The organism is Vagococcus coleopterorum, assembly GCF_011303955.1.
Classification (GTDB): domain Bacteria; phylum Bacillota; class Bacilli; order Lactobacillales; family Vagococcaceae; genus Vagococcus_D; species Vagococcus_D coleopterorum.
Map to the genome: position 1 here is coordinate 1,270,236 of NZ_CP049886.1, position 21,073 is coordinate 1,291,308.

At 36.6% G+C, this 21,073-nt stretch carries 16 protein-coding genes; 2 read left to right on the forward strand and 14 right to left on the reverse strand.

Annotated features, from left to right (window positions below):
- Positions 1-85 precede the first annotated feature (85 nt).
- The 9 genes from uvrA to trxB form a co-directional block, all read right to left on the reverse strand.
- Positions 86-2,908, reverse strand: coding sequence for an excinuclease ABC subunit UvrA (uvrA, locus tag G7081_RS06335; protein WP_166008108.1), 2,823 nt, complete (start codon positions 2,906-2,908; stop codon positions 86-88).
- A 13-nt stretch (positions 2,909-2,921) separates the two neighbouring features.
- Positions 2,922-4,919 (reverse strand): excinuclease ABC subunit UvrB, encoded by a 1,998-nt coding sequence (gene uvrB / locus G7081_RS06340; protein WP_166008109.1) that lies wholly within the window; start codon positions 4,917-4,919, stop codon positions 2,922-2,924.
- A 75-nt stretch (positions 4,920-4,994) separates the two neighbouring features.
- Positions 4,995-5,330: a thioredoxin family protein gene (locus tag G7081_RS06345; RefSeq protein WP_166008110.1), complete on the reverse strand. Its 336-nt coding sequence runs from the start codon at positions 5,328-5,330 to the stop codon at positions 4,995-4,997.
- Positions 5,331-5,443: 113 nt separating this feature from the next.
- Positions 5,444-5,935 (reverse strand): DedA family protein, encoded by a 492-nt coding sequence (locus G7081_RS06350; protein WP_166008111.1) that lies wholly within the window; start codon positions 5,933-5,935, stop codon positions 5,444-5,446.
- A 17-nt stretch (positions 5,936-5,952) separates the two neighbouring features.
- A complete protein-coding gene (gene asd / locus G7081_RS06355; RefSeq protein WP_238786632.1) occupies positions 5,953-6,726 on the reverse strand; it encodes an archaetidylserine decarboxylase in 774 nt (257 codons plus the stop codon).
- 3 nt (positions 6,727-6,729) lie between these two features.
- Positions 6,730-7,242 carry a CDP-diacylglycerol--serine O-phosphatidyltransferase gene (gene pssA / locus G7081_RS06360; protein WP_238786673.1) on the reverse strand — a complete coding sequence of 171 codons (513 nt, stop codon included), beginning with the start codon at positions 7,240-7,242 and terminating at the stop codon, positions 6,730-6,732.
- A gap of 191 nt (positions 7,243-7,433) precedes the next feature.
- Entirely contained in the window at positions 7,434-8,147 is a 714-nt protein-coding gene (locus G7081_RS06365; RefSeq protein ID WP_166008114.1) for a YebC/PmpR family DNA-binding transcriptional regulator, read from the reverse strand.
- Between the two features lie 74 nt (positions 8,148-8,221).
- Positions 8,222-9,397: a nucleotidyltransferase gene (locus tag G7081_RS06370; RefSeq protein WP_166008115.1), complete on the reverse strand. Its 1,176-nt coding sequence runs from the start codon at positions 9,395-9,397 to the stop codon at positions 8,222-8,224.
- Between the two features lie 81 nt (positions 9,398-9,478).
- The gene (gene trxB / locus G7081_RS06375) at positions 9,479-10,396 is read right to left on the reverse strand and encodes a thioredoxin-disulfide reductase (RefSeq protein ID WP_166008116.1); all 918 of its coding nucleotides are present in this window, start codon (positions 10,394-10,396) and stop codon (positions 9,479-9,481) included.
- A 193-nt stretch (positions 10,397-10,589) separates the two neighbouring features.
- On the opposite strand from trxB, the gene G7081_RS06380 reads away from it, so the two are divergent.
- Positions 10,590-11,948, forward strand: a complete 1,359-nt coding sequence (locus G7081_RS06380) for an MATE family efflux transporter (protein ID WP_166008117.1) — start codon at positions 10,590-10,592, stop codon at positions 11,946-11,948.
- Positions 11,949-11,976: 28 nt separating this feature from the next.
- On the opposite strand, the gene G7081_RS06385 is transcribed toward G7081_RS06380, so the two are convergent.
- The 5 genes from G7081_RS06385 to G7081_RS06405 form a co-directional block, all read right to left on the reverse strand.
- Complete coding sequence (locus G7081_RS06385; protein WP_166008405.1) at positions 11,977-13,452, reverse strand: leucine-rich repeat domain-containing protein; 1,476 nt, start codon at positions 13,450-13,452, stop codon at positions 11,977-11,979.
- Positions 13,453-13,618: 166 nt separating this feature from the next.
- Positions 13,619-15,400 (reverse strand): ABC transporter ATP-binding protein, encoded by a 1,782-nt coding sequence (locus G7081_RS06390; protein WP_166008118.1) that lies wholly within the window; start codon positions 15,398-15,400, stop codon positions 13,619-13,621.
- Positions 15,400-17,154 carry an ABC transporter ATP-binding protein gene (locus G7081_RS06395; RefSeq protein WP_166008119.1) on the reverse strand — a complete coding sequence of 585 codons (1,755 nt, stop codon included), beginning with the start codon at positions 17,152-17,154 and terminating at the stop codon, positions 15,400-15,402. Before G7081_RS06395 ends, G7081_RS06390 begins: the two co-directional genes overlap by 1 nt.
- A gap of 88 nt (positions 17,155-17,242) precedes the next feature.
- Positions 17,243-17,452, reverse strand: coding sequence for a YneF family protein (locus G7081_RS06400; protein ID WP_166008120.1), 210 nt, complete (start codon positions 17,450-17,452; stop codon positions 17,243-17,245).
- Positions 17,453-17,561: 109 nt separating this feature from the next.
- Positions 17,562-18,449, reverse strand: coding sequence for a deoxyribonuclease IV (locus G7081_RS06405; RefSeq protein ID WP_166008121.1), 888 nt, complete (start codon positions 18,447-18,449; stop codon positions 17,562-17,564).
- Positions 18,450-18,640: 191 nt separating this feature from the next.
- Here G7081_RS06405 and G7081_RS06410 point away from each other — a divergent pair, with 191 nt between their 5' ends.
- A complete protein-coding gene (locus G7081_RS06410) occupies positions 18,641-21,055 on the forward strand; it encodes a transglycosylase domain-containing protein (protein WP_166008122.1) in 2,415 nt (804 codons plus the stop codon).
- Positions 21,056-21,073: the final 18 nt, after the last annotated feature.

A 21,073-nucleotide genomic window follows, 5' to 3' on the forward strand; every position in this document is an offset into this window, starting at 1 on the left:
CTTATGTCGATTCATTATAACATACCGGGCGTATCCTCTCAATTATCTCGATATAGCAAAAAAGAAGAAGCCGCAGCTTCTTCTTTTACTTATTTAAAACTTCTTTTAAATAGTGTCCTGTATAACTTTCTTCAACTTTTGCAAGTTGTTCCGGTGTTCCAGTGGCAAGAATAGTTCCCCCGCCTGAACCACCTTCTGGACCTAAGTCAATTAAGTGATCAGCCGTTTTAATGACATCTAAATTATGTTCAATCACTAGCACTGTATTACCACCTTCAACTAAACGATCCAACACTTCTAACAGACGTGCAATATCATCTGTGTGAAGTCCTGTTGTTGGTTCATCTAAGATGTAGAAACTGTTACCAGTTGAACGTTTATGCAACTCGCTAGCTAACTTCATTCGTTGAGCTTCACCACCAGATAAAGTTGTTGCTGGCTGTCCTAATGTCACATATCCTAAACCAACATCTACAATCGTTTGGATTTTACGTTTAATTTTTGGAATATGCTGGAAGAACTCAACAGCATCATCACAAGTCATTTCTAAAATGTCTGCAATGTTTTTACCTTTGTAATGAACTTCTAACGTTTCTGAATTATAACGTTTCCCATGACAGACTTCACATGGCACGTAAACATCTGGCAAGAAATGCATTTCAATTTTAATAATCCCGTCACCACGACAGGCTTCACAGCGGCCGCCCTTCACGTTAAAACTAAAGCGCCCTTTTTTATAACCACGAACTTTAGCTTCAGTTGTTTGAGCAAATAAGTCACGAATATCATCAAAGACACTTGTGTAAGTCGCTGGATTACTTCTTGGTGTCCGACCAATTGGACTTTGATCAATACTAATCATCTTGTCAATCGATTCATAACCAGTCATCTTCTTGAATTTCCCAGGTTTATTCGAGTTACGGTTTAATTTTTGCGCCAAAGCTTTTTTCAAGATTTGATTGACTAACGTGCTCTTCCCTGAACCTGATACACCAGTAACTGCTACGAATTTACCTAGTGGGAAATCAACCGATACATTTTGTAAGTTATTTTCCGAAGCCCCAGTAATCCTTAATTTCTTACCATTTCCCTTACGTCTTGTTTTAGGAACAGCAATTTCTTTTTTACCTGACAAGTATTGTCCGGTTAATGAATTCGGATTTTTCTCAACTTCTTCTGGCGTTCCAGCGGCAATAATTTCGCCACCTTTAGCACCGGCACCCGGACCAATATCGATTAAATAATCAGCTGCACGCATCGTATCTTCATCGTGTTCAACGACGATTAAGGTATTTCCTAAGTCACGCATCTTTTTAAGGGATTCAATCAGACGGTCATTATCTCGTTGGTGTAACCCAATTGATGGCTCATCTAAGATGTAAAGAACACCTGATAAGTTTGAACCAATTTGCGTTGCTAAACGGATCCGTTGGGCTTCACCACCTGATAAGGTTCCAGACGAACGGCTTAATGTTAAATAATCTAGTCCAACATTTTCTAAGAAACTTAAACGATCGTGTACTTCTTTTAAGATTGGTTTCGCAATCGCTTTTTCTTGTTCTGACAGCTCAACTTGGTCAAAGAATGCTAGAGCGTTGGCAATGGCATAGTCACTCACTTCACCAATATGTTTCCCACCTACTTTTACTGATAAAGCTTGAGCATTTAGGCGGTAACCGTGACAACTTTGACAAGGTAGTTCCGTCATATACAATTTCATTTGTTCACGGACATAGTCGCTACTTGTTTCTTGGTAACGGCGTTGAACATTATTTAGAATCCCTTCGAAAGGCACATCGACATCACGAACGCCACCAAAGTCATTTTCGTAATGGAAGTGGAAGTTTTTACCTTCTGACCCATGTAATAATAATTGTTTTTGTGCGGGTTTTAATTTTTCGTATGGTATGTCCATATCAATTTTAAAACTCTTACAAGCTTGTTCTAACATTTGCGGATAGTAATTAGACGTAATTGGATTCCAAGGAACAAAAGCACCCTCTCGTAAGGTTAAACTTGGATCTGGAATCACTAACTCTTCATCTACTTCTAGCTTCATACTTAAGCCATCACATTCAGAACAGGCTCCATATGGCGCATTGAATGAAAACAGACGGGGTTCTAATTCACCAACTGTAAAACCACAATGTGGACAAGCGTAATGTTCACTAAACAAGATTTCTTCTTGATCAATCACATCTACTAAAGCATAACCTTCTGCTAATCTTAAGGCCGCTTCAAATGAGTCAAATAAACGAGAACGAACGCCCTCTTTGACAACGATACGGTCGACAACAATTTCAATGGTATGTTTTTTATTCTTATCTAATTCAGGTACTTCTGAGATGTCATATAGTTCACCATTCACACGGACACGAACGTAACCTTCACGTTTAACCGTTTCGAAGACTTTCTTATGCTGCCCTTTTTTACCATTGACTAAAGGCGCTAAGATTTGTAACTTGGTTCTTTCTGGTAATTCAAGAACTCGATCTACCATTTGTTCAACTGACTGACTTGAAATTTCAGTGCCATCATTTGGACAAATCGGATGACCAACACGAGCGTATAATAATCTCAAGTAGTCATTGATTTCCGTAACAGTCCCCACTGTTGAACGGGGATTTTTACTCGTTGTTTTTTGATCGATCGAGATCGCTGGACTTAATCCATCAATACTATCGACATCTGGCTTATCCATTTGACCTAAAAACTGACGAGCATAAGCTGATAAACTTTCAACATAACGACGTTGTCCTTCAGCGTATAACGTGTCAAAAGCTAATGAACTTTTCCCAGACCCTGATAAACCAGTAATGACTACAAATTGATCACGAGGAATCGTGACATCTATATTTTTCAAATTATGTGCTCGCGCACCTTGAATGACTATTTTATCATTTGCCATTTTTCTACCTCCACTACTTATTTCCTGCTTTTAATTCTAATACTGTATCACGTAAGGTTGCAGCTCGTTCAAAATCGAGACTCTTAGCCGCATCCTTCATTTCTTTTTCTAGTTTCATAATAACGTCAGCTTGTTCTGCCTTAGTCATATCAGCATACTGTTCACTGATTGAATAACTTTCTTCTTTTTCAGCCACTTTAGTAATACTGATTAAATCACGAATTTCTTTGATAATTGTTTTTGGTTCAATGCCATGTTCTTTATTGTAGGCTTCTTGAATCTGACGACGACGTGCTGTTTCAGACATCGCTTTTTCCATTGAGTCAGTCACTTTATCAGCATATAAGATAACTCGACCGTCAGCATTACGAGCAGCACGACCAATCGTTTGAACGAGTGACCGTTCACTCCGTAAGAACCCTTCTTTATCAGCATCTAAAATCGCCACAAGAGAAACTTCTGGCACATCTAAACCTTCACGTAACAAGTTGATTCCGATTAAGACATCAAACTCACCTAGACGTAAATCACGAATGATTTCAGTTCGCTCCATCGTTTTGATATCACTATGTAAGTACTTCACTTTCATTCCTAATTCTTTTAAGTAATCTGTTAAGTCTTCTGACATTTTTTTCGTTAAAGTTGTAATGAAGACACGTTCATCTCGTTCAACACGTTCATTAATTTCACCAACTAAGTCATCAATTTGTCCCATAATTGGACGCACTTCAACTAGTGGATCTAACAAGCCAGTTGGACGAATGATTTGTTGAACAACCTTATCAGTCCGTTCCATTTCATAAGGACCTGGTGTGGCAGAGACATAAATAATTTGATTCACATGTTCTTCAAATTCTTCTAATCGCAAGGGACGGTTATCTAAAGCACTTGGTAATCTAAAACCATGATCAACTAACATTTGTTTACGTGCTCTATCCCCATTAAACATCCCCCGAATTTGCGGTAACGACACGTGAGATTCATCAGCAACAATTAGGAAATCTTCTGGGAAGAAGTCCAATAACGTATAGGGAGCTTCGCCCACTGCACGACCATCCATGAAGCGAGAATAGTTTTCAATACCCGAACAATAACCCATTTCACGCATCATTTCGATATCGTAATTAGTTCGTTGTTCTAAGCGTTGTGCTTCGATTAATTGATCTTCTTTTCTTAACTCTTCTAAGCGAGCCTCTAACTCAACTTCAATCTTTTTAATCGCATCTTCCATTTGATCATCGTTTGTAACAAAGTGTTTCGCAGGGAAAATCGCCACATGTTCACGTTCTCCTAAAATCTCACCTGTTAAGGCATCCACTTCTCTGATACGTTCTACCTCATCACCAAAAAATTCAATGCGCATAGCATGTTCATCACGTGAGGCAGGGAAAATTTCTACCACATCTCCCCGAACACGGAAACGTCCTCGTTGAAAATCAATGTCATTTCGTTCAAATTGAATATCAACTAAAGCATTGATAATCTGACTACGATCCATTTCCATTCCTTCACGAATAGATAAGACTTGCTCTTGATACTCTTTGGGATTTCCTAATCCGTAAATACACGACACGGAAGCTACCACAATCACGTCATTACGTTCAAGTAAAGAACTCGTCGCTGAGTGACGAAGCTTATCAATTTCATCATTGATACTAGCATCCTTTTCAATAAAAGTATCACTTGAAGGTACATAGGCTTCTGGTTGATAGTAATCATAATAACTAACAAAATATTCAACAGCGTTATTTGGAAAGAATTCTTTTAATTCTCCATAAAGCTGTCCTGCTAATGTTTTATTGTGTGCCAAGACTAAAGTCGGTTTATTGACTTCTTGGATTACATTAGAAATCGTAAAAGTTTTACCCGTTCCTGTTGCGCCAAGTAAAATCTGTTCTTTCTGATTATTCTTAACCCCTTCGACTAACTGACGAATGGCTTCTGGCTGATCTCCTGCTGGTTCATATTTTGACACCACTTGAAAGAGATTCTGTTCTTCTTTTTCAATCACTGGCCATCCTCCTTATCTATAAAAACTCATAGACTTATTTTACCATACCGAACATACTTTCGCTATTATCTTATCTTACTTTTTCATTCCTTGATAACCTAAGATAATCTTTTCGATATCTTGTTTAAATTCTCGTGTGTTAACAATTCGTGCTTTCCTCAAATACTCATGACCCTCAACAAATAATAACAACACTGGTACCGTCAAAACTTGAAAAGCTTCCGCAACTTCTGGTGTTCGAAGAGCGTCCAGCTCAATTTGAGTCACTCCTTCAAACTGATTCATAATTTGTTTAATTTGTGGTTTTAACCCATGACAAACGCTACAATTTTCTTGACCGATATAAACGAATACTAATTCATTTTCATTAATAATTTCTTTTGCATGATTTAACTCTTTAATAAATTTCATATACAATCTCCTCCACTACTTCTCTTACTACTAGTGTATGACAATCTAAAATAAAACAACAGAAGAACGCTTAAAAAAAGCTCCTACCTCATTAAAAGGTAAGAGCTTTTTAATTAATGCATGATTCCAACGAAACGACCAACTGATAAATAAAACAAAGTCCAGATTATTGCAGCAATTAAACCTACTGTAATATATTTTTTCAACGAGTAATGAGTCATGCCGCAAAAATAGAATGTCATATGGCGAAAACCTGGAATAAAGAATCCTAACACAATTGTTAAGAAACCATACTTATCCATCCACTGTTCCACACGGGCTATTTTTTTATGATTAATTCCTAACCATTTAAAAACGCCACTTAATGCTTTATCACCAATGAATTTCCCTAAAAAATAACTAATTGTCATACCACATAAAGTCCCAATTACAGCTACTAAAAATCCCATACAAAAATTGATTGCTGGGGTTTTTGAATAATAACCGATAATCGTCATTAGGATTTCATCTGGAATTGGTAAGCCTACTAGACCAAGAATTAACGAAAGAAAAATAGTGATATAACCATAATTCAATACGTAATATTCAATATGCTCCATTGTCATAACAAGACGCCTCTTTATTAGTTGATAGTTGCTAACACCTGACCAAGTTCTATCGGTGTTTCTTTTTTAATCTGTGAATCCCATTCAATTGATTTATTCATAAAGAATAAGACAACTGTTGAACCAAAATTAAAATACCCAAGTTCTTCTCCAGCAGCTAATTCTGAGCCCGATACAAAAGTATCTTTTATTGAATTAATATTAACTGCTCCCACTGGTACATAAAAATCATCATTCATAGCATAAACACCACGATAATTTTTGGTGAATAAGCCGTCCACATAATCAACTGCTTGTTGGTTGACAGGATACGATGTCTTACCTAAATAACGTAGCACATCATATTGCCCCTTAATTGGAGCATGAAAACGATGATAGTTTTTTGGACTCAAATATAAAATAGCAAAATGACTATTAGTTGTATCTAAGTCTTTCACTCCCACAAGTTCTTCAAGCGAGTACATTTTATCTTTAATGTAAAACTCTTTATCAGACGTCAGCTCACCAAAATCTTTTACTAGCCCTTGAACGGGGCTAGCATAAGTCTTCTCATCTGTTTGAAAATTAGTCTTTTCAGCAGCTAACTTTCTAGTGAAAAACGCTTGAATCGAGGGATACTCTGATAAAGGTAATTCAATCGACGACTCCTCTACTTGATAGTGCTTAATATAAAATGGAATTAATTTAGCGCTCAGTTTAGAGCTAGTCAACTTATCCACTATCTTAGCAAACCAGGGTTGTTTTAAAACGCCAGTCCACGCTAAGAAAAAATACTTCTTCAATGTATCCAAACTTTATTCCTCAGTACTTTCTAAATTTTTAAAATTAGGTAGACGAACATTACTGATCATCAAAATTCCTAATGATAAGACTATGATGTAATAAACAAAATTACTATTAACTGTGAATCTTGCTAATAATGACAACAGCGCCGCCAACGGTACTGGAATCCCAACAAAATATTTCAAGTTACTTTGTGTTGAATTAAAACGCGCCAGACGAATCGCTGCACAACTTAAAAAGACTGCTGCAACAAAAAATTTCAAGTAACCGTTACCTGCTGTGCCTAACAAGATAATCATTGGTGCTGCCCCGAATGACACAATATCAGCTAGCGAATCTAACTCTTTACCAAATTCAGAGGCATTGCCTACTCTTCTAGCTGCGCGGCCATCAACAGCATCAAAAGCTGCGGCTAATAAAATAAAGACTCCTGCAACATCAAAATAGCCATGCATTGAACTATTCATTGCTAGCACACCACACAATAAATTACTTAAAGTTAATAAGTTGGGTAACTGTTTCATCAAATTAATCTCTCCTTCTTGATAATCTTGATTATAGGACATTATTTAAAAATAATATATCAGACCTTAGAATGATTAATAAATCTTAAACATTTTAAACTAATCATTTGGTATTTAAAAAGACAGTTTCGAAGGCCAGTGCTGTACAGCATGCTTCAAAACTGTCATTGAAACGTTTCTATCTCTTTTTATTACAGGCTCACATTGTGGTGAACTTTTTGAACATCTTCTAAATCATCTAAAGCATCAATCATTTTTTCAAAATTTTCTAAATCGTCACCTTCAAGTTCGACTTCGTTTTGGGCGATCATTTCTAATTCAGCTACAGTAAACTCTTCAACTCCATTAGCTTTTAGAGCATCTCTGACATTACTGAAATCTTCTGGTTCTGCATAAATAATTACTTGACCAGCTTCATTTAAAACATCACGCACTTCGATATCAGCTTCTAATAATGTTTCGAACATCTCGTCAGCATTATCCCCTTCATAGGCAAAGACTGCTGTATTTTCGAACATGTAAGCAACTGCTCCACTAACACCCATGTTACCGCCATTTTTACCATAAGCAGCACGAACGTCTGAAGCTGTTCTGTTAACATTGTTTGTTAACGCATCAACAATGACCATAGAACCATTTGGACCGAAACCTTCATAACGTAATTCTGAATATGTTTCATCGCCTGCACCTTTAGCTTTTTCAATCGCGCGGTCAATGATGTGTTTTGGTACATTGTATGTTTTAGCACGATCAATAACTGATTGTAATTTTTGGTTTAAGGCTGGATCTGGTTCACCTTGTTTAGCAGCTACATAAAGCTCTACCCCAAATTTCGCATAAATCTTACTATTAGCTGAATCTTTCCCAGCTTTTTTCTCTTTAATATTCTCCCATTTACGTCCCATTTATGTCATCTCTTTTCCTAAATGTTTTTATTCTTGTTTATTATACTCATTATTGAATGATTTGTTAAGGCTTTTTAGTCAATCACAATTGGTTTTCTTCGATAGTCTTGCTCTTGCTGACTATTCGTTAACAGGTCATAGACTTGACCTGCTTTTATGTCTAAGTTTACTAAGCCATGATTCTTTTGATTGACGTTAACAATGAGTGGTAATTCTAAATCATTCTTCTGTTGATTTAAAAAGTCTTTACCCACTGTATTGAAACCTAACACTCTAATATAGGGATTAGTACGGACTGCTTCAATATCGCTGTGCTTTATTCCTAACAACACATAGGTAGACAAGCGTTGAATCCGCGTCCAAGTAAAGCGTTTGTTTTTAACTAAGCTAACAAACTCATCAAAGCTTTGGGCTTTAATACTCATTTCTTTCAAACGATACTCAATGCCTTCAGTCATTTGATAAATTTGACCTAACTCCTCAACTGTTTGGCTAATCAATTGATACTTTAATAACGGCCAAGCCGTTTCCCAATCAATCGCTGAACTGTTGATTAAAGCTGTCATTGTTTCTCGGGGTACAAAGGACTTAATCTCCTCAACCCGATTTTCTTTAAGCGCTTCTCTAATTGCCGTCGCACTTAAGTAATCATGATTATCCGTGCCTTTTTCATGATACCCCGCACCCTGTCTTTGAATCGGATACAATGTCATTGGTTCGGGATACTCTTGATTTGCTTTAGCATAACTCATTCCTAGAATATGATTAGGTGAATTATCTTTCAGAGGCCAGTTTGGATATAACTTTTGGTAAACTGCTGTCATTTGTTGCGGATAACTTAAACCTTGACCTTGTAGCTCTTGAAAAGACTGTTCTAACTCAGCTTTATTGGTTTGATTGAACTTAGCAAAAGCTTCATAGTCTAAGATTTCTTCGCTATCTGTTCCAAAGCACAAGCTATCTACACCTAACGCATGCAATAGAGAGACCCCACCTTCAGCAAAGTAATCTGCTGATTGGACAGCATAGGCTGTTGGTAACTCAATCACTAAGTCGGCACCATTCGCTAAGGCCGCTTCTGCTCGTTGCCATTTATCAACGATTGCTGGTTCACCTCTTTGTAAAAAGTTCCCACTCATCACCGCTATCACCACATCAGCTCCTGATGCTTCACGCGCTTTCATTAAGTGATACTGATGACCAGTATGAAATGGGTTGTACTCTACGATGACACCACAACTTGTTAACATCCTCTGACCTCCTTTCTTTTAGACTCAAATAAAAAATAGGAAGATTTCTCTCCCTATTAGGTTGTTTCTATTTTAACATGATTAGTCATTTAATGCTTCAATATATTTGTAGACTTCTTGACCAGCGATACTACCATCACCAACAGCTGTGGCAACTTGACGTAAGACTGTTGCACGAACATCACCAATCGCGTAGATACCAGGTACCTTAGTCGCCATGTGCGCATCTGTTTCAATCCAACCAGACTCATCTGTAATACCTAAACTAGCAAACGGTTTGCTTAATGGATCTAAGCCAACATAGATAAAGACACCATCCGCAGCGAAGTCTGTGACTTCACCTGTTTCAGTATTTTTCAAACGTAAGCCAGTGACTTGGCGATCATCCCCAACAATTTCTTCCACTGTTGTATTCCAAATGAACTCCATTTTTTCATTTTTAAACGCACGCTCTTGTAAAATCTTTTGGGCTCTTAATTTATCACGGCGGTGAATGACTGTAACCTTCTCAGCCACTTGTGTTAAGTAACTACCTTCTTCTACAGCAGAGTCGCCTCCACCTACAACAACTAAATGTTTGTTACGGAAGAATGGACCATCACAGACGGCACAATAAGAAACCCCACGTCCGCCAAACTCTTCTTCGCCAGGAGCGCCTAATTTACGGTGCTCTGACCCAGTCGCAATAATAACTGCTTTTGTATCATAACGTTCATCATCTGTTACGACTGTTTTATAATCACCATGGTCTTCGATTTCTGTTACGAAGCCATAAGCATGTTCTGCTCCAAAGTTACTTGAATCAGCTAACATTTTTTCTGCTAATTCTGGTCCTTGAACAATCCCCACACCTGGATAGTTTTCTACCTCGGCTGTATTGTTCATTTGTCCACCTGGGATTCCTCCCTCTAATACTAAAACTGATAATTCAGCACGCGAAGCATATAACGCAGCAGTCATACCGCCAGGTCCAGCTCCAATAATAATTACGTCACGCATCTTGACACGTCCTTTCATCTCTTGTAAATGTCTATCATTACTTTACCTTTTAGACACATCTTTGTCTAGCGTTCTGCCCTTAGAAATTTATTTTCAAAAAACCTCCTCTTCTGATTGACTTTCACTGCCACTACTTTAAAATTAAAAGAAGAATCTTAGTCTACGTAACCGTCATATATATAGGAGGAAACACATGCCAAAATCTTGGAAAATTAATTTATCCGATCGAGAACTGTTTTATTTAAGTTGGCCGATCTTCGTTGAGATCTTTTTACGTGTTGTTATCAGTAACATTAACGTCTTTATGATTTCTAGTCATTCTGAACCAGCTGTTGCTGCTGTTGGGGCAGCTAACCAATTACTAAACTTATCTGTTTACGTTTATGGCTTCATCACAGTCGGCACCCAAATTATCATCGCTCAGTTAATTGGTGCGAAACGTCAATCAGAAATACCAAAAGTCATCACTACTGCTCTATTCGGTGCAGTAGGAATTGGTATGCTAATTAGTTTAAGTTTCTTATTATTCCCAACACAGTTATTGCAATTTATGAATCTAGACGCTGATCTAGTTTCAATCGGTAAAGGTTACATGCAAATTTATGGTGGTAGTTTATTCATCTCTTCAATTACTGCAACTATCGTAGCGGTGCTACGTAGCCACGGTTTAACGAAACCAGCCCTACTTATTCCAATGACGGCAAGTATCTTAGCTGTCTGCGGTAACTTCGTTGCTCTATATAGCCCCTTCGGTTTACCTTACTTTGGTGTTAACGGTTTAGCTTGGGCCAGTGTTTTTGGTAATACCATTGGTTTACTAATTGCCAGTCGTCTATTATTCAAATTTGTAAACTTTAATATTTTAAAAACCAAAACAAGTTTATTCTCAAAAGATTATATCAAGAGTATCTTAACCCTTGGCTTACCATCATCTGGTGAGGCCTTCTCTTACCAAGCAGCACAAATCGTTGTGACAATGATTGTGGCAACACTTGGACAAAGCGTACTAGTAGCCAAGTCATACATTACCGCTATTACTCAGTTTGTTTATTTAATTGCTAATTCCCTAGCACAAGGGAATCAAATTATCATCGGGCGTAAAGTTGGGGCTCGCGATTTAGATGGCGCTTATACTCGTGGTGTTAGAACCATCGTAATTGCTACCCTGATTACCTTATTCTTTAGTATCCTAACATTCATCTTTATTGAACCAATCATGAGTATCTTCACAACTAACCCAGAAGTCATCACGATTGCTAAATGGGTCTTCCTTGTGGATATTATTTTAGAAGCTGCTCGTGCAGTCAATATGGTGATGGTTAATGCTCTTAATGCTTCTGGTGATGTTAAGTTTCCACTATTCGCTAGTCTAATGGTCCTATGGGTTATTAGCTTACCTTTCTCATACACACTAGCTATTCCAGCTGGCTTAGGTTTAGTCGGTGTTTGGATGGCCTATTCAATTGATGAAGTCTTACGAAGTTTCTTAATGATTCACCGCTGGCGCTCAGGTGTCTGGCGAACTAAATCAACGATTGTTCAAGAACAATAAAAAACACTCCCACTTTGGGAGTGTTTTTTTATGAAATCTTTTTATACCCAATAATTCCAAAGAATGATGATAAAATTACCAATCCTAAAGTAATTAATAATGATTGACTAGCCTCATTAGTTTGAGGTAATGAGTCATCTTTATTTGTGTTCGAATGGTTACTGTGATTATCTTCTTTTGCTTTAGTTTCACCTGGGATTAATGAACTTCCATCTTTTATATCTGTTGTCGTTTCTAATGGTTTTTCAGTTGATTCCGTTGGCTCTTCTGTTGGCTTTGACGTTTCTTCTTCAATCCAATTAATTGTAACGCGATTTCTTATAGAGTATCCCGAACAACGACCTTTCCCAATTTCAGTATATTCACCCACAGCTTGATCAAATCCCTTAGGATTGAAAATAAGCGTTGGTTCATCATATTCAGGGAACATTCCAGGCTCCGCATGCTCATATTCATCTTGAGATAATAAAGACGTTGTGAAGACTAAATCAAGTTGAGTCGTTTCTTCAGATAACCCTTTTGTATCAAATTCTGTTAAATTATCTGTTACCTGAACAGAGTCATTACTTGAAATAAAATTAGCAGCTGTTAAATTAATACCAGAATAAAACTTAAGAAATTGTGGTATCGGCTCACCTTTTTTCAAATTAATAGTTGTTTCAATCGTTTGGTAATCTGCGTAAACACCATAATAAGATTCGTTTCCATCGTTATTGACCTTATTTCTAACTTCCTCCAAAGGACTAAAATCGTTAATATGGTTACCTCCAATATACAAATCAAAGCCTGATGAGTCTCCAGCGGCTTGCTTATTACTAACAGATTTCTTTAAACCTTCTGCAACTGGACTCAAATCTGCTAAGTTATTATTACTTAAATCTAACATATAGATATTTTCCATTCCAGCTAGCATATTAAAATCACTAAATGATGTATCTGATAAGTTCAACTCTGTAATGTTTTTAATACCCAACTCTAAGACCGAAAAATCATCAATCTTATTTTGAGCTAAACTCAATATTTCTAGGTTTGGAATAATTTTAGCTAAAGTCGAAATATCAGTTATTTTATTATCTCTCAACCTCAACTCTGTTAATTGAGTCAATTCACTTATCGGTGTTAAGTTAGAAATTAAATTCCATGATGCTGCCAGGCTCTTTAAATTATTGGCATACTGTAAACCTTCTAATGATTCAATTTTATTTTTCTGTTCTTCTTCATCGTGAATAACATAATCAATCGTAAGATAATTAATCTCACTCAAACTTTCCTTTGTAATCTCATTGACATTATCTAAATTTAATTCTATCCGTATTTGCTCTTGTAAAGCTTTATCCGGCATCCAACTATCAACGTTTTCTTCATCCTTATTATTTGCATTCTCCAACTGTTCTTGAATTTGAACTACCTTATCACTCTCGTCACTTGTATAATCAACTGCTTTCACAAGGATTGGTTGAAATAACAACATACTTGCAAATAATAAATAACCATACTTTTTCATATTCTTTCTCCTTTAAGGTAATCATATATAATTATAAAAAATATAAAATATTTAACCTATATATAACATTAATTATACTCTAATTAAATAATAGTATTTTACTTTATTTTTTTAAAAAAAATACAAAAAAAATAATCCCTATATAATTAAATATATAGGGATTATCTTATTCGCCTTTTTGCAGACGGTACATATCGTAGTAAAGACCTTCTTGTTCAATTAATTGATCGTGATTACCACGTTCAACGATCGAACCTTTGTTTAGTACTAAGATTAATTCAGCATCTTTAATGGTTGATAGACGGTGAGCGATGGCTAAAGTCGTACGACCTTCACGCATTCGTTTTAAGCCTTCTTGTATCAGACTCTCAGTTTCCGTGTCAATGTTTGCTGTTGCTTCATCTAAGACTAAAATCTTTGGATCGGTAACAATAGTTCTTGCAAATGATAACAATTGACGTTGACCACTAGAATAACTTGCCCCACGTTCAATTACTTTTGAATCATAACCGTCAGGTAAAGCTTCGATAAATTTATCAGCTTGCACAAACTCTGCGGCAGCTTTAATTTCTTCATCTGTAATCAATTCATTAAACAAACGAATATTACCTTTAATATCCCCATAGAACATAAAGGCATCTTGTAAAACTAAGCCCATTTTCTGACGTAGCTCTTCCATTGGATAATCACGAATGTTCTTATCATCAATTAAAATCTCGCCCTCATAGAACTCATAAAAGCGCATCATGACATTGATAATCGAACTTTTACCGCTACCTGTGTGACCAACTAAAGCCACCGTTTCACCTGGATTTGCTACAAAACTAATGTTATTTAAAACATTGTGTTTCCCATCATAAGAAAAGCTAACATTACGAAATTCAATCTTACCTTGTTGAATAACCTCTGATGCTCCTTCGTTTTGTTGAGGGGCTACTTCTTCATAATCCATAATTTTTAAAATACGACTACCAGCAACCGTTCCGTCTTGGAAGACACTTAAGTAATCCATCATAGAAACCATTGGTTGGAAGAATGCTCTAACATAAGAGATGAAGACATAGATTAACCCAACTTCTAATGGTTGATCTAACGAAATGTAACCAAAGTAACCTAATACCATCGCAATTGCTAAAGCTACTAACAAGTTAATAATTGGTGCTAGTAACAAAGAATTCGTTTTAATCATTTTAAAACGCGTTTGCAAGTACTCTTCATTTGTTTTCTCAAACTCTTCTTCTAAACGTTGTTCTTGTCTGAACTGTTGCACAATACTCATTCCCGAAATTGATTCATTTAGCTTCGTATTCAACTGACTTAGCTTCTCACGCATACTACGGTATACACGAGAACTAATCTTTTGATAGAACCAAACAACCACTAATAAAATCGGTAAGAAGATTAAAGCCAAGCTAGCTAATGTGGGACTGATAAAGTACATCGCAATTAAGGCTGTCGTCACACTGAAGAAACCTGTTAAGACTTGTAAAAAAACACCCCAGAAATCAAATAATGATTCTGTATCGTTCGTCACACGGGATACGATTGAACCAGCTGGTGTTTGGTCGAAATAACGCATTCCCATAGATTGAACTTTCTTAAACAATAAACTTCTAATATGTTGGAAGGTTTTTGTTGCTGCTACCGAATAAACATAGGCTTCAATAAACCAGACAATTGCTTTCATTAATGTCCCAGCTACATACAATGCAGCAAAGAATAGAACAATCGCTGTTGTTGCTGATTCTGGTTTTAAATAATCATCAATCAATACTTGAATGATTTTTGGCATCATAATATTGATAACTGATAAGACAATTGATAATAAAATTGAAACAATAAACAATTTCTTAAAAGGTTTCGCATAACTTAGCATCCGTTTCACAATCGTCATTTGTTCTTTTAAGGGAATTGCTTCGGACCATGCATTTTCATTGTTTTCTGCCATTATGCGTCACCTCCTTCAATTTTACTTTCTAGTTTTTGTTGTTCAAACATCTTCGTGTACCACCCATTTAAAGCTAATAATTCCTGGTGCGTTCCACGCTCGATAATCTGACCTTCATCTACCACAATAATTTCCTGAGCGTGCATCACACTACTCAAACGGTGAGCAGAAATAATGGTTGTTTTATTACCACGACTAGCTTTTAGATTACTTAAAATCTTTTCTTCTGTCTTCGCATCAACCGCTGATAAAGCGTCATCTAAGATTAATAACTCAGGTTCAACTAAAACAGCACGAGCGATTGATAATCGTTGTTTTTGACCGCCAGAAAGGGAAACGCCACGTTCCCCAACCATTGTGTCATAACCTTCAGGCATCCCAATAATATCTTCGTGAACTGCTGTTAATTCAGCGGCTTTAATCACACGTTCTTCTGTTGCTTTAGGAACAGCAAAACGGATGTTATCACGAATGGTCATAGAGAATAAGAAATGATCTTGCGGTACATAACCAATCGAGGTTAATAATGAATCAAAAGCATAATCTTTAATATCGTGGTCACCAAAAGTAATGGCTCCTTGATAGTTATCATACTCACGCATAATCAGTTTTAAGATACTTGTTTTACCCGCACCTGTCTTGCCAACAATCCCTAACGTATGACCTTCTTTAATCGTGAAATCAATTTGTTTCAAATCAATCTTTTCTTCAGCGGCTTCATATTTAAACTCATCAACTTTAACATGCAAATCACCTTGTGCTTTTTCACGAATTGGATTTTCTGGTTCGTTGATCACTGATTCTTCATCTAATAATTCTTGGACACGGTCGTAACTGGCACTCCCTTTTTCCAAAACATTAAAGAGACGACCAATAGCAAACATCGGCCAAATTAACATGGCGATATAATCGATAAATGACACTAATTGTCCAATCGTAATATCCCCGCGCATGATGAACAAACTACCAAAAATAATTGTTAGGACATAAGAAATCCCAATGATTAAAGTAATTAACGGATCAAACATTGAATCTAACCACATCACTCGTTTGATTTTCCCGATGGCAAAATCAATCTTTGAATCAAAATCAGCAATATCTTCTTCTTCTTGTCCGAATGTTTTAATCACTTTAATCCCAGTGATACTCTCTTGGGCTTTTTCATTAATACTTGAAAAGGCTGCTTGATCTTCCTTATAGGCTTCATGCATTTTACTTCCTAAACGACGAGAAGTAATTGCTAATAACGGTAATGGTAATAAAGCAATTAACGTTAAACGCCAATCGACGAATAAAATCATCGCAATAATGGTTACCCCACCATTTACTAAGGAATCCGCAAAGGTTAAGATTCCTGAACCAGCCACACCTTCAATCGCCCCCAAATCATTTGTAGCATGGGCCATCAAATCACCTGTCCGGTATTTTTGATAAAACTTGTTGTCCATTTGGGTAAAATGATGGAACAAACGGCGACGCATTGTTTTTTCTAGTTTCGCAGCACTTCCCCAAATATTCGTACGCCAAACATAACGCAGTAAATACTGGGCCACACCTACCGCCACTAAAATACCGATTCTTGTTAATAAGATACTCATCGTTAAACGACTCGCTCCGATATCATCGATGGTAATCCCGATAATTCGCGGTGAAATAATTTGTAAGACTGATACTAAAATTAAACAGGTCACACCAATCACATAAGATTTCTTTTCCTGTTTAAAAAACCAGCCTAGCTTTTTAAATATTCCCATTTTCTTTCTTCACTCCTTTATTCCAAAACATAAAAAGAGCAGACAGAATATCTGCCCGCTCCCATATCGTACTAAATATAAATTAAGCTTATTTTTGCGCTTGGTTTTTCATGCTTTGCGCCATTTGACGAATCTTTTTCTCAGATGGTTTTTGTCCCATTTGCATCATCATCATACGTAACATATCCTCATTGATTGGAGGATTCTTTTTCAAATAAGTTTCCATATATTTACGTGCTAGGAAAAATCCAGCAACTAGTCCTACGATTAGGGCGATAACTACATATAAAATTGTCATATCTAACACTCCTTCCTCTTGTCTAATAGTAACTAGATTAATTGTACTAAAAAATCACGGGGAATAAAAGAATTATTTTAGAAATCTCGTTCTTTTATTTAGCCAATTTCTACGAATTTGTAATCTCTTCTAAAAGATTTTCGTTGAAGACACCTGATTTCAACATGGCAATCTCATGTTTGTATGGTGCTTTAGCTGTTTTCTTATCCTCACCGACATAAGGTGTTTCTAAGATTTTTGGTAAATTAGCTAATTTAGGATGATGAACAACGTTACTTAAGGCTTCAAATCCAATCTCACCAAAACCAATATTGGCATGGCGGTCTTTATGTGCACCACGAACATTTTTAGAATCATTCACGTGAATCACTTTTAATTTATCTAAGCCGATCACACGATCAAACTCTTCTAAGACAGCATCAAAATCATTTAAATCATAACCTGCATCGTGAATATGACAAGTATCTAAAGTCACGGATAATTTATCTTTTAATTTAACGCCAGCGATAATTGCAGCAATTTCTTCAAATGTGCGACCAATTTCAGTTCCTTTACCAGCCATTGTTTCTAGAGCAATTTGAGGAATTTGATCTTCTGTCAAGACTTCATTTAAGCCTTTAACAATTTGGGCAATCCCCGCTTCAGCACCAGCACCAACATGAGCACCTGGATGCATGGTGATTTGCGTTGCTCCTAAAGCTTCCGCACGTTGAATTTCTTCTCTTAAAAACTGAGTCGCAAAAGGGAAGTTTTCCGGTTTAACCGTATTTCCCAAGTTGATAATGTAGGGTGCGTGAACAACCATATCACTTAACCCTTTTTCTTTCATTAACGCTTGTCCCGCTTCGATATTCATTTCTTCAACTGCTTTACGGCGCGTGTTTTGCGGTGCACCTGTATAGATCATAAAGGTACTTGCTTCATAACCAGCCGCTTCTTCTGCAGCACCAACTAACATTTTTTTACCACTCATACTAACGTGAGAGCCAATTAACATATCTATAACCTCCATTTATTAAAGGATTAACGCCATCCTTCTTTACTTTATAAATTTTACGTTAAACTGCTCGCTTTCACAACCTTGACGCTCATTTAGCTCCTCATTTTGAGCAATCTTCTACTTATAGGCAGTTGCCTATTTATTTGGTATAATAAAACCAATCTAATTCAACCAGTCGAGGTGAAAGAATGTCATTATTTAAAAAGAAAAAAGCAACTGATAAAATAACTAAATCTCAAAAGGAACTCAAACTTTCGAAAGAATCCGCAGTTTCTGGCTTCAATATTTTCTTAGGCGTCATGAAATCCTTAGCAAAAGCTGCTATTATAACTATTTTCTTGTTAGGAACTCTTGGGTTAGGAGTCGGTATGGGATATTTTGCAAACTTAGTCAGTGACACAAAAGTACCTGATAAAAAGACCTTACAAAATAAAATCAATGATGTGGAACAAATTTCAACATTAACTTATTCAAATGGTGATAAAATTGCTAATATCAAATCTGACCTTAGTCGAACAAGTGTGACATCTGAACAGATTTCTCCCCTTGTAAAAAAAGCACTTATTTCGACTGAAGATGAAAACTTCAATGAACATAATGGTGTTGTCCCTAAAGCAATCTTTCGTGCATTGATTTCTGATGTTTTGGGATCTGGTGGTTCTGGTGGTTCAACCATTACCCAACAATTAGTCAAACAACAAGTCTTAACAAGTGAAACGTCATATAAACGGAAAGCCAACGAAATTCTACTTGCTTTAAAAACTGAAAAATACTTTGATAAAGATGAAATCATTACTGCCTATCTAAATGTTTCACCTTTTGGTCGTGATAACACAGGACAAAATATTGCCGGCGTAGAAGAAGCCGCTACAGGAATTTTTGGGGTTCATGCAGATAACTTAACGATTCCTCAAGCCGCTTTCATTGCTGGCTTACCACAAAGTCCGATTGTTTATAGTCCTTATTTAAATACCGGTGAATTAAAAAATGAAGAAAACTTAGCGCTTGGATTGAAACGTAAAGATAATGTTCTTTTCAATATGTATAAAGAAGACTTTATTACAAAAGAAGAATATGACGATGCCCTAGCTTATGATTTATCCGCAGACTTTAAAGATCAAGAGTCAGCAAGTAACGATACAAACGGCTTCTTATATCAATACGTTCAACAAGAAGCTGTTAACTTATTAATGCCTACCTTCTATGAAAAAGACGGCTTAACTAAGGATGATATTAAAAAGAATGATGACTTAGCACAAAAATATAATGACGTCGCCTTAAGAGAATTACGCCGAAGCGGTGTTACGATTGAAACAACTATCGATAAAGCTGTGTACGATGCCATGCAAGAAGCAGAAAAGAACTCTGCTTGGAAAATTGATGATGGTCGTGGCACTATCCAAAACGGTAGTGTCATCATGGATAACCAAACAGGACGTGTCATTTCCTTTGTGGGTGGACGCGATTATTCAGAAAATCAAAACAATCATGCCTTTCAAACACGTCGTTCACCAGGTTCAACCATTAAACCTCTTATAGCCTACGCTCCTGCTATTGATGTTGGTTTAATCGGCAGTGACTCGATGCTTTCAAATAACTCACGTAAATACCGTGATGGTGATGAACTACGAAACTATAGTGGTGAATCTTCTAAAGGCTTTAAATCTGCTCGTGAAGCTCTTAAAGTCTCTGATAACGTTCCTGTTGTCGAACTTTATCAAGAATTATTAAACCATGCAGATCCAGAAGCCTATTTCAAAAAAATGAATATGGTAATGGACTCTAAAGAATTTAAATACGAATCAATTCCTGTTGGTGGTACAGACTACGGTCCAACGGTCTTCGAACAAACTAACGCCTTTGCAACATTAGCTAACAAAGGACAATATAGTCAAGGCTACGCCATTGAAAAAATCACTAAAAATGATGGCACTGTTTTATATCAACACGAAGTAAAACCTGTTCAAGTTTACTCGCCTGCTACTGCTTCTATCATGAACAATATGATGCGTGATGTTGTTAATTACGGGACTGGCTTTGACGCTAAAAATTCATTAGCAAACTTAGGTAGCGGCGCTGTTGGTGGTGACTGGGTTGGTAAAACCGGAACCTCTCAAGAGTTTAAAGATTACTGGTTTATTGCTTCTACTCCTACCATTACAATCAGTTCATGGATGGGATATGATGACAATACGTCTCTATATGCAGATTGGGATATCCGCAACAAACAACTTTGGGCAGACTTAACAAATGCTGCCTATCAAGCTAATCCTGATTTATTTGGTGTTGGACAACAATTCACTTTAGACCCTAGCGTTATCCAAACAACTGTTTCAAGTTTTACTGGTCAACTACCAGATGGAACTGTTGATGTACAAGGAAAACAACGCTCTATCCCTGGTAAATCAACCCTTTCACTTTGGGCTCAAAACGGACCGGGAAACTCTACCTTCCGCTTTGGTATTGGAGGAACTGACGGAGAATATTTAGATGCATGGAATGATGCAGCTAAGAAACCTGCTAAAAAAGACGATAAGAAAAAAGATACTGCCGACAAAGATAAAGACTCGGATAAAGAAAAAAACGATAAGAAAAAAGATTAAAACAAAAAAGACTTCGCA

Excerpts from the sequence above, each read along its gene's own strand:
- uvrA (WP_166008108.1), bottom strand. The coding sequence starts at position 2,908 with ATGGCAAATGATAAAATAGTCATTCAAGGTGCGCGAGCACATAATTTG.
- G7081_RS06345 (WP_166008110.1), bottom strand. The coding sequence starts at position 5,330 with ATGAAATTTATTAAAGAGTTAAATCATGCAAAAGAAATTATTAATGAA.
- G7081_RS06350 (WP_166008111.1), bottom strand. The coding sequence starts at position 5,935 with ATGACAATGGAGCATATTGAATATTACGTATTGAATTATGGTTATATC.
- pssA (WP_238786673.1), bottom strand. The coding sequence starts at position 7,242 with ATGAAACAGTTACCCAACTTATTAACTTTAAGTAATTTATTGTGTGGT.
- G7081_RS06365 (WP_166008114.1), bottom strand. The coding sequence starts at position 8,147 with ATGGGACGTAAATGGGAGAATATTAAAGAGAAAAAAGCTGGGAAAGAT.
- G7081_RS06370 (WP_166008115.1), bottom strand. The coding sequence starts at position 9,397 with ATGTTAACAAGTTGTGGTGTCATCGTAGAGTACAACCCATTTCATACT.
- trxB (WP_166008116.1), bottom strand. The coding sequence starts at position 10,396 with ATGCGTGACGTAATTATTATTGGAGCTGGACCTGGCGGTATGACTGCT.
- G7081_RS06380 (WP_166008117.1), top strand. The coding sequence starts at position 10,590 with ATGCCAAAATCTTGGAAAATTAATTTATCCGATCGAGAACTGTTTTAT.
- G7081_RS06385 (WP_166008405.1), bottom strand. The coding sequence starts at position 13,452 with ATGAAAAAGTATGGTTATTTATTATTTGCAAGTATGTTGTTATTTCAA.
- G7081_RS06390 (WP_166008118.1), bottom strand. The coding sequence starts at position 15,400 with ATGGCAGAAAACAATGAAAATGCATGGTCCGAAGCAATTCCCTTAAAA.
- G7081_RS06395 (WP_166008119.1), bottom strand. The coding sequence starts at position 17,154 with ATGGGAATATTTAAAAAGCTAGGCTGGTTTTTTAAACAGGAAAAGAAA.
- G7081_RS06400 (WP_166008120.1), bottom strand. The coding sequence starts at position 17,452 with ATGACAATTTTATATGTAGTTATCGCCCTAATCGTAGGACTAGTTGCT.
- G7081_RS06405 (WP_166008121.1), bottom strand. The coding sequence starts at position 18,449 with ATGTTAATTGGCTCTCACGTTAGTATGAGTGGTAAAAAAATGTTAGTT.
- G7081_RS06410 (WP_166008122.1), top strand. The coding sequence starts at position 18,641 with ATGTCATTATTTAAAAAGAAAAAAGCAACTGATAAAATAACTAAATCT.